Origin of the sequence: Pantoea sp. CTOTU50773, from assembly GCF_032082325.1 — a bacterium.
In the GTDB taxonomy this organism is placed as follows: Bacteria; Pseudomonadota; Gammaproteobacteria; order Enterobacterales; family Enterobacteriaceae; genus Pantoea; species Pantoea communis.
Map to the genome: position 1 here is coordinate 1 of NZ_DAMDQC010000106.1, position 14,631 is coordinate 14,631.

The 14,631-nt window shown below is 53.4% G+C and carries 16 protein-coding genes; 8 read left to right on the plus strand and 8 right to left on the minus strand.

The window, feature by feature from the left end; all coding sequences use genetic code 11:
• Positions 1–29 precede the first annotated feature (29 nt).
• From RT340_RS15875 to RT340_RS15895, 5 genes are all read left to right on the plus strand, one after another.
• Complete coding sequence (locus RT340_RS15875; RefSeq protein ID WP_313377035.1) at positions 30–902, plus strand: bifunctional helix-turn-helix transcriptional regulator/GNAT family N-acetyltransferase; 873 nt, start codon at positions 30–32, stop codon at positions 900–902.
• A gap of 208 nt (positions 903–1,110) precedes the next feature.
• Complete coding sequence (locus RT340_RS15880; RefSeq protein ID WP_097117809.1) at positions 1,111–1,335, plus strand: hypothetical protein; 225 nt, start codon at positions 1,111–1,113, stop codon at positions 1,333–1,335.
• Between the two features lie 145 nt (positions 1,336–1,480).
• Positions 1,481–2,044: a fasciclin domain-containing protein gene (locus tag RT340_RS15885; protein ID WP_097117810.1), complete on the plus strand. Its 564-nt coding sequence runs from the start codon at positions 1,481–1,483 to the stop codon at positions 2,042–2,044.
• A gap of 43 nt (positions 2,045–2,087) precedes the next feature.
• Positions 2,088–2,642 (plus strand): RNA polymerase sigma factor, encoded by a 555-nt coding sequence (locus RT340_RS15890; RefSeq protein ID WP_097117941.1) that lies wholly within the window; start codon positions 2,088–2,090, stop codon positions 2,640–2,642.
• Positions 2,639–3,286: an anti-sigma factor domain-containing protein gene (locus RT340_RS15895; RefSeq protein WP_211729563.1), complete on the plus strand. Its 648-nt coding sequence runs from the start codon at positions 2,639–2,641 to the stop codon at positions 3,284–3,286. The genes RT340_RS15890 and RT340_RS15895 overlap by 4 nt, the downstream gene beginning before the upstream one ends.
• 8 nt (positions 3,287–3,294) lie before the next feature.
• Here the strand turns inward: RT340_RS15895 and RT340_RS15900 are convergent, their stop codons facing one another.
• The 5 genes from RT340_RS15900 to RT340_RS15920 form a co-directional block, all read right to left on the minus strand.
• Positions 3,295–3,609, minus strand: coding sequence for a YicS family protein (locus RT340_RS15900; protein ID WP_097117812.1), 315 nt, complete (start codon positions 3,607–3,609; stop codon positions 3,295–3,297).
• A gap of 163 nt (positions 3,610–3,772) precedes the next feature.
• Complete coding sequence (locus tag RT340_RS15905) at positions 3,773–4,477, minus strand: YafY family protein (RefSeq protein ID WP_313377040.1); 705 nt, start codon at positions 4,475–4,477, stop codon at positions 3,773–3,775.
• A 171-nt stretch (positions 4,478–4,648) separates the two neighbouring features.
• Entirely contained in the window at positions 4,649–5,965 is a 1,317-nt protein-coding gene (locus RT340_RS15910; protein ID WP_313377042.1) for an MmgE/PrpD family protein, read from the minus strand.
• On the minus strand, positions 5,962–7,110 hold the full coding sequence (locus tag RT340_RS15915; RefSeq protein WP_160833265.1) for an amidohydrolase: 1,149 nt from the start codon (positions 7,108–7,110) through the stop codon (positions 5,962–5,964). Before RT340_RS15915 ends, RT340_RS15910 begins: the two co-directional genes overlap by 4 nt.
• The gene (locus RT340_RS15920; RefSeq protein ID WP_211729565.1) at positions 7,110–7,652 is read right to left on the minus strand and encodes a GNAT family N-acetyltransferase; all 543 of its coding nucleotides are present in this window, start codon (positions 7,650–7,652) and stop codon (positions 7,110–7,112) included. The genes RT340_RS15915 and RT340_RS15920 overlap by 1 nt, the downstream gene beginning before the upstream one ends.
• Positions 7,653–7,981: 329 nt before the next feature.
• Here RT340_RS15920 and RT340_RS15925 point away from each other — a divergent pair, with 329 nt between their 5' ends.
• Genes RT340_RS15925 through RT340_RS15935 form a run of 3 tightly spaced genes read left to right on the plus strand, consistent with a single transcriptional unit; the run spans position 7,982 to position 11,600 of the window.
• Positions 7,982–9,052, plus strand: coding sequence for an iron-containing alcohol dehydrogenase family protein (locus RT340_RS15925; protein WP_313377045.1), 1,071 nt, complete (start codon positions 7,982–7,984; stop codon positions 9,050–9,052).
• Positions 9,053–9,083: 31 nt separating this feature from the next.
• A complete protein-coding gene (locus RT340_RS15930; RefSeq protein WP_313377047.1) occupies positions 9,084–10,382 on the plus strand; it encodes an LLM class flavin-dependent oxidoreductase in 1,299 nt (432 codons plus the stop codon).
• A gap of 18 nt (positions 10,383–10,400) precedes the next feature.
• Complete coding sequence (locus RT340_RS15935) at positions 10,401–11,600, plus strand: aminotransferase class I/II-fold pyridoxal phosphate-dependent enzyme (protein WP_097117819.1); 1,200 nt, start codon at positions 10,401–10,403, stop codon at positions 11,598–11,600.
• Between the two features lie 52 nt (positions 11,601–11,652).
• Here the strand turns inward: RT340_RS15935 and RT340_RS15940 are convergent, their stop codons facing one another.
• The 3 genes from RT340_RS15940 to RT340_RS15950 form a co-directional block, all read right to left on the minus strand.
• Complete coding sequence (locus RT340_RS15940) at positions 11,653–12,054, minus strand: H-NS family nucleoid-associated regulatory protein (RefSeq protein ID WP_097117820.1); 402 nt, start codon at positions 12,052–12,054, stop codon at positions 11,653–11,655.
• A gap of 220 nt (positions 12,055–12,274) precedes the next feature.
• Positions 12,275–13,570, minus strand: a complete 1,296-nt coding sequence (locus RT340_RS15945; RefSeq protein ID WP_313377053.1) for a citrate:proton symporter — start codon at positions 13,568–13,570, stop codon at positions 12,275–12,277.
• Positions 13,571–13,903: 333 nt separating this feature from the next.
• Positions 13,904–14,631, minus strand: a 728-nt coding sequence (locus tag RT340_RS15950; RefSeq protein WP_313377055.1) for an L-dopachrome tautomerase-related protein, incomplete at its 5' end; no start/stop codon positions are given.

The window sequence follows — 14,631 nt, forward strand, 5'->3', positions numbered from 1 at the left end:
CTCTTTAAGCCATCTTAAATGACTCTGAGGTGTCTGTTAAACCCATAGCGATTCATCCCTCAGCCGTTCACGCCATGCTTCAAGTTGAACTTCATGGCTCAATGACAGCGGTTCAACTGGTGCAGATTTTAGGGCTGGAGAAGTCCAGCGTCAGCCGCATGCTCGCTAAACTCGTTGAAGCCGGAGAACTTGAAGAAAGTCCATGTTCAGAAGACGCGAGGACCAAGCGACTGAGCCTCACCGGGAAGGGTAAAGATACCGTGCAGAGCATCAATGCTTACGCTGACCAACGAGTAGCAGCAGCGCTCAGAAAACTCGATCCCTTTACTCAGGACGCTATATCACAGGGCCTATCGTCATACGCCAGCGCGTTGAAAGCCTGTCGGGAAAACACCGCAGGGCAAGTGCAAAATAACGTCAAGATAGTCTCGGGTTATCATGCAGGTATGATTGGTCGTATTACAGAAATGCATGGCAGCTTTTACGCCAGAGAGCATCACTTCGGCCATTTCTTTGAAGCGAAGGTTGCTGCCGGTCTGGCTGATTTTGCGTTGCGACTGGAAAAACCCTGTAATCAGATTTGGCTGGCAATGTTGAATGAACGCATTGTCGGGTCAGTTGCCATTGACGGTGAAGATCTGGGAAATAATGAGGCGCATCTGCGCTGGTTCATCCTTGACGACGGGTGTCGTGGTAGCGGATTGGGCAGAAAACTGATTTCAGAAGCGACGAGATTTTGTGATGAACAGAAATTCGCTTCAGTACAGTTATGGACGTTTAATCAACTTACCGCGGCCAGACGATTGTACGAATCATTTGGATTTGAATTGTCAAAAGAATGGGAGGGCGATCAGTGGGGAAGCCCCCTTACTGAGCAACAGTTCAGCAGAAAAATCGTTTAGGCATGCTGGATTATCGACACAGTTTTGACAGTTTTTTTCTGGATGGGTTACCAGCGAATATCTCTTTGCCAAAATTACCGCTGTAGGACGTGCTCGCTTTAACAGCATCTGTCAGGAGCATTACGTGAACTTTTAGTCGCGCTCGCGCTCAATATCCTGATAATGCACGCAGGATTAATTATTTGAACGCGGTAAACGGAGAGATGAAATGGTCAATGACTACTTTGCACCACCCCCAATGGGTATGACGCCAGAACAACACAAGCGAACCATCGCTGTGGCGGCCGCTTTAGCGGTGGCGAAGGAATCCGTCAGCGCTTCAACCTCTGCCAGCGGTTCAAAAGCGTCGTGGGATCTTCAGGCGGTAGCGAATGAAATTTCTAATCTGGCTGATGCCATTCAGGACGCCCTGGAACCTGAAGACGAGATGTAAAGCCAGCGAACCCTCACATGACGGTGTTTTAAACCGTTTTGTGAGGGGCGAAATTTTTTTATTTTTCTCTGCATCCAGTTGGCCCCCTCCTTACGTATATCCCGTTGTGAGCAAATTCTTCGCTCCCCTACAACGAGGATTTATGATGAAAAAGCTAATCACCACCGCAGTCATCTCTGGCGCGCTGATGTTCTCCGCCACGACTTTCGCAGCCATGAACTCTGATTCTGTCATGGTTGGCGGTGCCGCTATGTATCCGCAGAAAAACATCATTGAAAATGCACTCAATTCTAAAGATCACACTACGTTAGTGGCCGCAGTGAAGGCAGCAGGTTTAGTGGAAACACTCGAAGGAAAAGGGCCTTTCACTGTGTTCGCGCCAACCAACGCCGCGTTTGCGAAATTGCCTGCTGGCACCGTGGATAATTTGGTAAAACCAGAAAACAAAGCCAAATTGACCAGCATCCTGACCTACCATGTCGTGGCCGGTAAATACGATATGAAAGCGCTGGAGATGAAAATTAAACAAGGTGGCGGTCATGCGGAACTGAAAACCGTTAACGGTCAGCCTTTATGGATTATGAGCAACGGTCCTCACAATATTCAGTTGAAAGATGGCATGGGTAATGTGGCCAATATCAGCACTTATGATGTGAACCAGAAAAATGGTGTGATCGACGTCATCGACACCGTCCTGATGCCTAAGTAATTGTCTATACTCGGAAGGCATTTCAATGCCTTCCGGGAAAAACATGGATAACGTTTTGGCTCAACAGCAGGTGAAATTATTGCGGGCGATTGCGCAAGGCGATCGCCCGGCATTTGAACAACTGTATCGACTCACTTCTCCGCATTTGTTTGCAGTTGCATTGCGCACTTTACGCCAGCCAGCCTGGGCAGAAGAAGTGCTGCATGATTGCTTCCTCACCATCTGGAACCGAGCCGACAGCTATGATGCCGCACTCAGTGCCCCCATGACATGGATGACGCATATTGTGCGTAACCGCTGTATCGACTGGTTGCGCAGTGGGCAGGCGCGTGAAGCGCTGGCGTCAGAGGAATACAGTGACAGTACTCAGGAAACGGATGCTGATAATACAGAGCAGCCATTTGATGATTCGCAGGCGGCCCGTTTACAACATTGCTTGCAGCACCTTAGCAGTGAGCAACGGCAAAGTGTGACGCTGGCTTACTATCAGGGGATGTCGCACAGCGATATTGCCGCCTGGTTACAACAGCCGGTAGGGTCAGTGAAAAGTTGGATCCGTCGTGCGATGGAGCATCTTCGGGAGTGCGTGGGCCTATGAACAACAACAAGCAACATGATGACGCGCTCGCGGCCGAATATGCATTGGGAACACTGCGCGGCAATGCCCGTTTGCGCTTTGAACGGCGGCTACAGCAGGAACCTGAACTCGCCGCGAGAGTCGCCAGCTGGCAGACGATGTTAACCGGATTAGATACGCACTTGCGGCCTCAAACACCGCCTGAACGCGTCTGGAAAAAGATCACGTTAAGCCTGCCGGCTAAAACTCCGGTTAAACGCGCCAATCCTTACCTGGGTTGGCTGGTTGCTGCGGGTCTGGCGGCCATTACGCTGGTCTCTTATTACAACTATCGCCCGGAAGAATTCGCACCGCTGATTATTCTCGGTGATGCGCAGCAGCAGGGGCAGTGGGTGGTGAGCCGAAGTAGCGATAGCCGCTATCTGCAACTCGCGCCGCTGAAACCCGTTGCCATTGCGACAGCTAACAGTCTGCAGCTATGGCTGATCCCTGCCGGCAAACAGCCGGTTTCATTAGGGCTGCTGGCAAACAATTCAGCCACTCGGATCGAGATGGATCAAAAAACGCTGGCAGCAGGGACAACGATTGCGATCAGTCTTGAACCTCAAGGCGGTTCGCCAACGGGGTTGCCAACGGGGCCGGTTTTGTACAGTGGCTTACTCTAGCGCGGCCTCTACTTTTTTGCTGGCGAGAACATCGCCAGTTTTGGGCAGCTCACCTGTTCAATATGCTGGTGGTAGCCAGACTGATCCTTCTTCTTCAGGGCATCAGCGGCGTTCACAATCGCATCGTGATTCTCTGAGCTATTCAGAAACACCTGCTTAATGCGTTCATTCGGTATCTCTTGCGCCAGATGGCAGTGCGCGCGCAGATCGGTGATGATCTGCTGCTCTCGTAATGCGTAGGACAGGTTGCTGTAGGGTGACTTAGCCACAGAAATAAATGAAACCATGACCAGCAATGAGCAAGAGCCAATTTTCCAGAACATAGTGCCTCCGTTGAGGGTGCTGAGGCTTTAGCAGTGTGCTAAAGCTGCGGCGATGCTATGCATTGAAGCGTGGTCGATGATCAGTGGTTTCGAAAGTTTTTTTCATGGTTATCAGAGATAGCGCAAAACAAAATGAAATACTGCTCGTTGTGGGCTTCAAATATCATGCCTCACGATAGCCATTCTGTTCCCGCAACTGGTGGTAATCCTTCCAGCGCTTAAGTAATTGAAAACGCGTTCCAGGATACACCTCATCACTCGCCTGAATTTCTTCAATACGATCAACGCGGAAGTTGCGAAAATCCTGGCGCAACTCACACCAGCCGCACAGTAAGCGGACGCGATCGAAATAGCCCAGCACCACCGGCCAAATCACCCGGGTTGAAGTGGCGTCTTTCAGATCTTTGTATCGTAAGGTGATCTTGTTGCGCGTATGGATTGCCTGGCGAATTTCGGGCAGATGAGTTTCAAACAGCACTTCACCACGTGTGGCAACCAGCAGCGATTGATGATCGAGCGCGTGAGATAAATGTTCCGGCAATACGGCGTGGATTTTAGCCAGCGCATGTTGTGCGGCAGATTTCAATTCGGCATCGGTATGGCGACTGACCCAGTCCAACCCCAACGCCAGCGCATCGAGTTCATGGCGCGAGAACATCAGCGGCGGGAGATGGCCATCTGATTTCAACAAATAACCTAAACCCGCGCTGCCCTCGATTTCCACGCCTTGCTGCTGCAAGCTGATAATGTCGCGATAGACGGTGCGCACACTTATGCTGAGTTGCTCCGCAAGATGCTGCGCAGTCACCGGATAGCGGTGACAACGTAACAATTGTACAAGCTCCATCAGTCGCTGGGTTTTGGTCATGGTGTGTGCCTAAGCTAAGAGTCTGGCAGTCAGGAGCAGTCCAGCCGCACGCACCAGAGTTGACTCCAGCGCAAGTGCGGCGACCTGTAGATTAATACGGCACTCGTCATCCCGATAGACGCAACTTCGTCTGTAATGTGGTGAACTAAAAGCGCTGCAACGGACGTGATATTAAACGCGTAATAACTGCTGCAGCACTGCCAGATCAGCGGTTGTCTGCAATGCGCTGCTTTGCAGCACCTGTTGCCGTCGCTCGCCCGATTCCTGACGCAGTGCCAGACGCAATTTACCTTCAACGTCCACACCATCGGCCAGCGATTGCTGACGGGTGCGTCGCTGTTGCAGCCGAGTGCCATCGCGCAAGGTAAGAGTGACCAGATGAAAACGTAATGCGGGATTAATGGCATCTGGCGGTGCGGTGTAGTCAGGTTCTCGTCTCACTTTCGCTGCCAGTGGCATCACAGCATGATTAAGATCGCCTTCCGCAAAATCTTCCAGCCGCAGATCGTTATAAATCAGCATTGCGGCAATCACGTATTCCAGACTGAAACGCGCTTCAATCCCATTGGTGGGCGATGTGACGGAAGCGGCAATATCGCCCCCTGGCGGGAAAGCTACGCTGATATCGGTGATGTTATCCAGCAGCGCTTCCAGCGAATTGCCGTTGGCTAACCAGCCATCACGCAGAATGCGCGCGGCTTCCGCTGCGCTATGCGTTCCGGCGCAGGTCGGGAAGGGTTTGTACTCCAGACCCGGCGTCACGATGCGCCACGGCTTGCCCCAATGCGCGACCAATTTTTCAGGTTGAGCTGCGCCGTTGCTGCTGGCCGCAATGAAAGCCTCAACCACGCCATCCTGTTTGCCATCGAAACCGGCCAGCGTCAGCTGGGCTGCAGTAACCGCACGTTCCGCCGCTAAACCCGCGTGGAGCGGTTTGACAGCGGATCCGAACTGCGCACGCAGCCCGCTGGCCTGGGTGGTGGCGATACCGATTAGCGTGGAAGTTGCGCTAACCTCCAGTTTCAGTAAACGCGCCAGTGCTGCTGCTGCGGCAATGGTGCCCAGCGTCGCGGAATTGTGATGACCTAACGCATAATGCTGCTGGCTGGCGGCCAACCCAAGCCGTCCGGCCATTTCCACACCGATGGCGTAAGCATCAAGGAAATCATCAATCGCTGCCGCCTGTTGCTGCTGCCAGGCAAACAGCGCAGGCAAAATCACCACGCTGGGATGACCGCGAAAATCAGCGTGGAAATCATCGTAATCCAGCGCGTGAGCGGCATAACCAAGCAGCAACGCCTGAGAACGTGGGCCGCCGTCGCCATAAACGGTTCGTAGTGCCGGCAAGCCGCTATCCGGCACCTGGCCTTGCAGCACCGGCCAGCTGACAGCGAGAAAATCCTTTACCCCTTCGCGCGCGGCTTCACGTGCAGCGGCATCGGGTTGGCTATGGACGATAAGTTCAGCGAGGGCAGCGGTGATACTCATTGTGGCGCCACACTGTTCAGTGCCGCGACGGCGAGATTGGCCAGGTAACGTGAGGTCGGCAGCAGCACATCATCGTTAATACGAAATGCCGGATGATGCAGCGCATAAGGTTCACCGGTGCCAATCATCATAAAGGCACCTGGCAACTGTTGTTGATAGAAAGCAAAATCTTCACCAATCGGGCTGGCCTCTACCACGCGCGCTTCAAAGCCGCTGGCCGCTGCCTGTTGCAGCGCGAAATCGGCCCAGTGTGCATCATTCACCACCGACGGTGGACCTGCATGCCAGTTGAACTCAACGTTGGCAGCAAAGGCCGCGCCAATTCCCTGCACGATCTCGCGGAAGCGTTGCTCCAGTCGCTCGCGCGTCTCCTGTGAGAATGAACGCACCGTGCCTTCCAGCCACGCGCTGTCCGGGATGACGTTCCAGGTACTGCCGCTGTGAATCTGGGTGATCGATACCACTGCATTGTCGCCGGAAGGCGCATTACGGCTGATCAGCGTTTGCGCCGCAGAAACAATTTGCGCGGCGATCACAATCGGATCGTTGCCCTGATGCGGTTTCGCAGCGTGGCTACCGGTGCCGATGATCTTGATATCAAAGCGGTCGACGGCGGCGGTCAGTGGGCCGGCTTTGCTGCCAATCACGCCCGGTGGTAATGAAGGATCGTTATGAATGCCGAAAATAGTTATCGCATCCTGCAGTGCGCCGGTAGCAATCACATCCGGTGCGCCCTGGCCGGTCTCTTCGGCGGCCTGGAACAGAATACGTACGCGGCCCGATAAATTCGCTTCCTGCTGTTTCAGCAGAATCGCCGCGCCTAAGGCTGCGGAACTGTGGAAGTCGTGGCCGCACGCGTGCATCACCCCCGGACGTTCTGAACGGAACGTGACATCAGACTGCTCTTCAATAGGCAGTGCATCAATGTCGGAACGCAGCACGATCAATGGCCCAACAACAGGACCTATCTCAGCCACCAATCCGGTTTTCAGCGGAAGATCCAACACGCGAATCTGGTGCTGATCCAGTTGCTGGCGAATACGCGCGGTGGTTTCAAACTCTTCATTGGAGAGTTCTGGAAAACGGTGTAACTCATGGCGGAAGGCAATCAAATGTTGACCCAATGCGCTCTCATCAAAACTCATTATTTGCTTCCTTGTTGTTCGGCCTGACGTGTCATCCACGCATCATGCGCGCTGTCATCCAGCACTTTCTTCATATATTGGGTGATGTGGCCTTTGCCGAGATCGGTGGTATGCATCAACTGGAAGCCGCGTTTTTTATACATCTCGATCAGCCACGGATGGCTGGTGGCGGTGCCCAGTGATACCGCAGGTGCGCGCAGTTTGCCTAGCAGGATCTCGTGTTCCAGCCGGTCCTGTACCTGGCGGCCATACTGTTTGCCGGGATAATCGGGATGGGCACCGAACCAGCCAATATGCGGCAGACCAAACGGGCCTGGCAGCGGCCCCCACGGATAGCGCACGGTGACTGAGGAAACCATCACACCTTCCGCGTAGAGCGCATAAACGCCGTGGCTTTGCATGTGACGCAGCGTCTTTTCACGGTCTGCTGTGGCGGCATCAAATTTGATGCCCAGTGCCAGCGTCGGCGCATAGGCGGCGTGCATCAGCGCCTGATAGGTTTCAACCTCATCTTCTCTAACCTGACGAAATTCAAGTGACATAACTATCCCCGGAAAAACCGCCTGGAAGCGGTAAATTGAATGCAGATTGAGCAGCGCATAGCGGTTGAAAAAGCGCAATTTAAAGTGCTGATTCAAAATACCCAGCGTGCTAAGCAACTCAGAATATCAGTAATGCCTTGTGCTTCTATATGTGAAAAATGACTAAGCTAATGCGAATTTGTGAAAATGAAATGGCGGCTTTTCCATTGCTTATATCGCGATTTACCGTAGTATGCATAAATTACATAGCGCTATAACTATTTCGCATTAACCCCATGAAATAAAATAACTTTTCTCGTTATAGCCTTATTCTTAATCAGGGTGACGACGTGTTAGCGATCAAATCTCCGCGTGCTTATGCACATGAAGCTGGCCTGCGTAAGCGTGCTGGTGAATTTATCAAACCTTATGCCACACATATCCGCATTTTCACTTCTCCCCATGCCTGGCAAGCGGTTAACCCGGAATTAAGCCAGAGTTTAGAAACCAACGGTATCCGCTGGGAGTTGGAGTATCTGCACGGTGAATGCACCGATGCCGTGATCGAAGCGCTCAAAACCAACGTTGAGCAACAGCAAGCAGAACTGCTGTTTGCCGTGGGCGGTGGGCGCGTACTGGATGCCGCTAAAGCGGTGGGTAGCCAGTTACCGGATCTGAAGGTGATTAACTTCGCTACTTTGGCGGCGACCTGCGCTGCATGGTCACCGGTTGCCATCATTTATAACGAGCAGGGCGGCCACGTGCGCAGCCAGCCGCTGGGGAAAATGCCGGAGCTGGTGCTGGTGGACAGTGAAGTGATCGCCTGCAGCGATGTGCGCTATCTCAAAGCGGGTATTGTCGATGCGCTGGCGAAGTACTACGAATTTGCCCCTTACCTGCGCAGTAACCCGCACGATCTGGCGCTCGATCTCAAAGTAATGACGGCGCAACGAGCGCTGGATGTTTATCGCCAACTGGGTGAAGCCGCCGTCAGCGCCAATGAAAAACAGCAAGTCACGCCGGAGTTGGTGAAGGTGATTGATGCCAACATCGTACTGGCAGGCCTGGCCAACAGCGTGCGCGATCAACTTACCACCCCCGGCTTTGCTCATGCGATTCATAACCGTCTCACTCACCAGCCCGAGCTGCATCATTGGCTGCACGGCGAGAAGGTTGGCTACAGCCTGCTGGTGCAATCGCTGATTGAAAACGATGGCGTGCCGGATGCGGAACTGCTGGCGTTGCTGCGTCAGTATGCGATGCCACTGACGCTGGCGCCGTTGACTGGCGACCGCGCGGCGGCGATACGCACGATTGCGGAACAAATTAAATTCCCGGCGGCCAGCGCTGAACGTCTGCCGTTCCGCATTCATGCGGATGCGTTAGAACAGGCGCTGCTGGCAACCGAAAACCGTTTCTAACTTTTACTCTTTTATCGACCAGGACAACTTCATGGCTACTGCACAACCACAACGCATCCGCTTGGGCCTCTTCGTACAACCCGTAGGGCAGCACGTCAGCGGCTGGCGTCTCACGGAAAAACTCGGCGATCCCACTGACATTGACTGGCTGATCACCATCGCACAAAAAGCCGAAGCGGGTAAATTCGATCTGTTCTTTGTCGGTGATGCGCTGGCGACCAGCATGTACCGTCTGCCATCGACCATGGCGCGCCTTGAGCCGCTAACCATGTTGTCGGCGCTGGCGGTGAACACCAAACGTATTGGCCTGGCAGCGACGGCATCCACCACTTTTAGCGATCCATTCACCATGGCTCGCAGCTTCTCGTCCCTGGATCACATCAGCCGTGGTCGCGCAGCGTGGAACGTGGTGACGTCGTTCTCCACCGACGTGGCGCGTAACTTTAGCCGCAGCGATATGCCAAACCACGCCGAGCGCTATGCACGTGCACGTGAGTTCCTCGAAGTGACCAACAAGCTGTGGGAAGGTTGGGAAGCGGGGGCGGTACAACCGAACAAAGAGACCGGTGAATACTTCGTTAATGACAAAATTAAGTCGATTGATCATGACGGCGAGCACTTCCAGGTACAGGGTCCGCTGAACATCACGCGTTCTCCGCAGGGACGTCCGGTGATCATCGAAGCCGGTTCATCTGCAGACGGTCAAAAACTGGCGGCCGAAACCGCCGAAGTGATCTTCACCGCTGCCGCCAGTCTGGAAGAGGCGCAAACCTTCTACCGCTCGCAGAAAGATCAGGTGATTGCCGCCGGGCGTAATCCGGATCATGTGGTGATCATGCCGGGCGTGATGCCGATTGTCGGACGTACCCGTGAAGAAGCCAAAGCTCTGTGGAAAGAGCTGAACACGCTAGTGGATATCGAAAACGGTCTGCGTCAGCTGTCGCTGCGTTTCAGCATGGAACTGAGCCAGTATCTGCTGGATGGTCCGGTTTCTGAAGTGCCGCTCGGCGTAGGTAACCAGAGCCGCGCCAAATTAATGACGGATATGGCGAAGCGCGAAAACCTGACCTTGCGTGAGCTGGCCGCCGTGGCTGCGGGATCGCGTGGTCACCGCGTGATTGTCGGCACTGCAGAAGATATCGCCGATGACTTTGAGCTGTGGCTGAAAGAGGGTGGCGCCGATGGCTTCAACATCATGCCTGCCATCATGTCAGAGCAACTGGATCTGTTCGTCGAGCTGGTGATCCCGGAACTTCGTCGCCGTGGTCTGTTCCGCGACGATTACGAATTCGCCACGCTGCGCGAGAACCTCGGTTTGCCCGCGCTGTAAACCATTTAGGAGCTGAACATGGTCACCTTATCAAAGCGTGTGCAGTCTGTGTCGCTCTCTGCCAATGCCGCGGCGCGTCAGTTGACGCGCCAGCTGAAAGAGCAGGGCGTGGATATTCTGGATCTCACCACCGGTGAGCCGGATTTTGATACGCCACAGCACATCCGTGATGCTGCCGTTGAAGCCATGAATAATGGTGAGACGCGCTATACGCCGACCAATGGCACCACGCCGCTGCGTAAAGCGGTGCAGGCCAAACTGGCACGAGAAAATCAGCTGGATTATGCGTTGGGGCAGATTTGTATCGCCAACGGGGCGAAGCAGATCATCTTCAACGCCTTCGCCGCCACCTTGAATGACGGCGATGAGGTGATTGTGCCGGTGCCATACTGGCCGACGTTCCCGGATAGCGTGCGTTTTAACGGCGGCGACGCGGTGCTGCTGGAGTGCCCGCTGGAGCAAGAGTACAAGCTGCAGCCGCTGCAGCTGGCGCAAGCGATCACCGACAAAACCCGCTGGCTGGTGCTGAATAATCCCGGCAATCCATCCGGTGCGGTGTATAACGCCGCAGAATTAATCGCACTGGCGGCGGTACTGCGTGACCATCCCAACGTATGGATCATGCTGGATGAACTGTATGAGCACATTCTGTTTGATGGACGTGAACACGTTAGCCTGTTGCAGGTAGCGCCAGATTTAGCCGAGCGCATTCTGCTGGTGGGCGGCGTGTCGAAAACTTACGCCATGACCGGCTGGCGCATCGGCTTTGGAGCCGGTCCGCAAGCGCTGATTGATGCCATGGTGGTGGTGCAGTCGCAGAACAGTTCTGGTGCCTGCGCCATCAGTCAGGCGGCAGCGGTAGCGGCGCTGAACGGCGGCCTGGATTTCCTGCCACCGCAACGTGCGGCCTATCAGGCGCGTCGCGATGCGATTATGGCGCAGCTAAGCCCGGTTGAAGGCATTGAGGTGCTGAATCCCGAAGGAGCGTTCTTTATCTTCTGTCGCTGTGCTGGCCTGTTGGGCAAATCGCGTGCTGATGGACGTACGCTGGAAAGCGAACAGGATGTGCTGAATTATCTGCTGGAGAGCGGCGTATCTGGCGTAGCGGGCAGTGCGTATGGCTTGTCACCGTATTTCCGTTTGTCGATTGCCACGGATATTGAAAGCGTGCGCGAAGCCGGAAAACGCATTGCGGCAGCCTGTGCAGTGTTGAAATAGGGATTTAATCGGTCGCCAGGAATGGCGACCCTACAATATCCATGCGGATCGTTTAAATCAGAAACTCATCCATCGAACCGCCCGCATCTAATACGGATTTGATCGGTGAAGGTGTACGACCCTGACCAGTCCAGAATTTTTCCTGACCGTTTTCGTCGGTGAACTTATATTTCGCCGGACGTGGAGCGCGTTTCGCTTTCGGTTTGGTTTCGCTCTGGTTTAATTTCGTTAATTCACTAATATCGATGCCATCATTCAGCAGCATCTCTTTATACAGCGCCAGTTTTTCTTCTTTTTCGCGCTGAGCGGCATTATTCGCTTCCGCTTCTTCACGGCGTTCTGCAACCACCACGGCGAACTTTTCCAGCATTTCGTCTAATACCGCAATCTCAACATCACGCGCATGGGCACGCAGCGTACGAAGATTGTTCAATGCTTTGAGTGCATCGCTCATGAATAAACCCTTATAACTTATATAACGAAGATGAAAGGGGGGCATTCTACGTTAATTTTAATCAAATGAAAATATTACCCATAATGCAGAATTGTCCGGAAAATAAGCTTTCAGCAGAGTGGTGTCAATATCGAACAATAAGACATAAAGCAGATATTTCACTCAAGCCAGTCGAGGGTGTAGCCGCGGAAAATAGCGGCTACAAGGAGATAAATATATTCTATAGACTGCGATAAAACGGGAAGCAACCGGTGATCAGTGCGACCACTAATAATACAATTGAGGTGATAAACGACCAACGCAGCGTGAACCGTTGTGTCTGTGCATAATCCAGTTTCAGCATGCCGACCAATAAATAGGTCGAGGCAACCAGTGGGCTGAGAATATGAACCGGCTGACCAACTAATGCCGCGCGTGCCATTTCAATCGGTTCGATACCGTAGTGTCCGGCAGCCTGCACCAGCACCGGCAGCATGCCGAAATAGAACACATCGTTCGATACCATCCAGGTGACGGGAATACTGATCAAGGCAGTAATCACCGCCAGATAAGGGCCGAGTGCAGCGGGAATAGTGTGCACAATCGCCTGTGCCAGGGCGTTCGCCATACCGGTTTCAGCAAAAATGCCGGTAAACACCGCCGCAGCGAAAATCAATCCGGCTACGGCAAGGATGGCGGGCGCATGGCGGCCGATCTGCTCCTGCTGTTGGCTCAGTTGCGGATAATTGACAACGAACATGATGGCGGTGGCCAGCATAAACAGATACGCCATGGGCATCACATCCAGAACCAGGAAGGTCATCAATGCAATGGTCAGCGCCCAGTTAAACCAGAAACGCCAGGCCACGCAGTGTTTCTCTTCAAACTGCAGCACGGCAGGTTCCACCGGGACATGCGGCTGGAAACCCAGACGTTTGCGTTCACTTCTGCCGAGCATCACCGCCAGGATAAAAGTCCATGCCACGCAGGACAGCAGCGGAATCAGCAGCGGGACAAACAGAGCAGAGACGTCAGCCTGAACGGCGGCGGCCGCACGCGCCGTGGGTCCACCCCACGGAAACATATTGCCCAGCCCGGTGCACTGTAATAGCAGAGCGGCAACGCTGAGCTTTGATAATCCGATGCGTTCATTTATCGGCATAAACGCGGAAAGCACGATCATATATACGGTCGCGCCATCACCATCCAGGGCAACAATAAAGCCAAGCAGTGCGGTGCCGACAAATATTTTCACCGGATCGCCATCGACTGCAGAAACGATTCTTTTAATAATCGGATCAAACATCCCAGCATCCGTTACGCTCATAAAATAGAGCATCGCGAATATCAACATGACGCCAGTGGGCGCAACGGTACGCAATCCTTTGATCACCATGGCACCCATATCCGCGCCATGGCCAGATAACAATGCGAATAGCGTGGGGATAAGGATTAATGCAGTCAGAGCGGAAAGCTTTTTGCTCATTAATAAGCCAATAAAGCAGATTATCATAATCAGACTGATGATCAGCAGCATGACGAGGGTTCCTGTCCAGAGGGATAGAGCACGTTTGTGGGTAGCAAACGCAATGTGTTCGGAATAAATAAAAAACAGCGAATGATTATTTATTGTTCAAATTAACCTTCTGCAACCTCGTCTATCTGGCAATATTATCCAGCGTTTTTTTCGGCAGGCACAAGGTTAGGTATACGCGAAAGTTGTGCGTAACCTCTTAGTTTTAATAAATTTAAAATAGCGAACGGTGATGATTTATCTGGGTGTTATTTCCTCCTGTTTATCAATAAAGAGATCGTTGAATAAGCGCGGCGTGACTACCGCGCTAAATAGCTTTAATCGGCACGTTATGGCTTATTGATGATCCCGCGGCGAAGGCTTAATCGGTAACGGCAGACGGTACAGCTTCACCGGATATTCCACGGTTGACGGTTTGCCGCCGGTGGTCGCAGGCGTGCGATTGATCTGTCCGGACGGCATCCACAGTGCGCCGTCAGATACCCACATCGCGTCAATCCATACCAGGCGGGGATCCTGCACCACGGTAGTGACTTTGCCATCGGGCGCAATACGTTTAATGCTGCGGGTATTGATATCCGACGCATAGATATTGCCTTCGGCATCAATGGCCGTTCCGCCGGTGCTCCAGGTTTCGCGTACTTTCTCCGCATGCTTCGCCACTTCTGCAGCCGATAGGGCACTGTCGTTCAGATAACGGGTTTCAATGCGAGCCAGCGGCCCCGGGATCGCCTGGTAATAGAGCCATTTGCCATCCGGCGAAACTTCCAGCTGATCGAGACCCACGCGTTTTTCACGGCCATCGCGCAGAATCAACTTCTTGCCATCTGCATAAATCGGCTGATGATCAATCGAGAGAGGGTGATTATCCAGCACCCGCCAGCTTTTGCCACTTTTCAGGTTCAGCACCACTAATCCCACCGCACCCGGATCGGTGATATAGGCAAAATCGCCATTAAATCGCACATCATCCAGATAGCTGGTGGGTTGCAGCGTTGGAGCCTTGAACACATAGCTATTGACCACTTTGCCAGTGGCCAGATTGATGTGGACTAGTTTGGCGC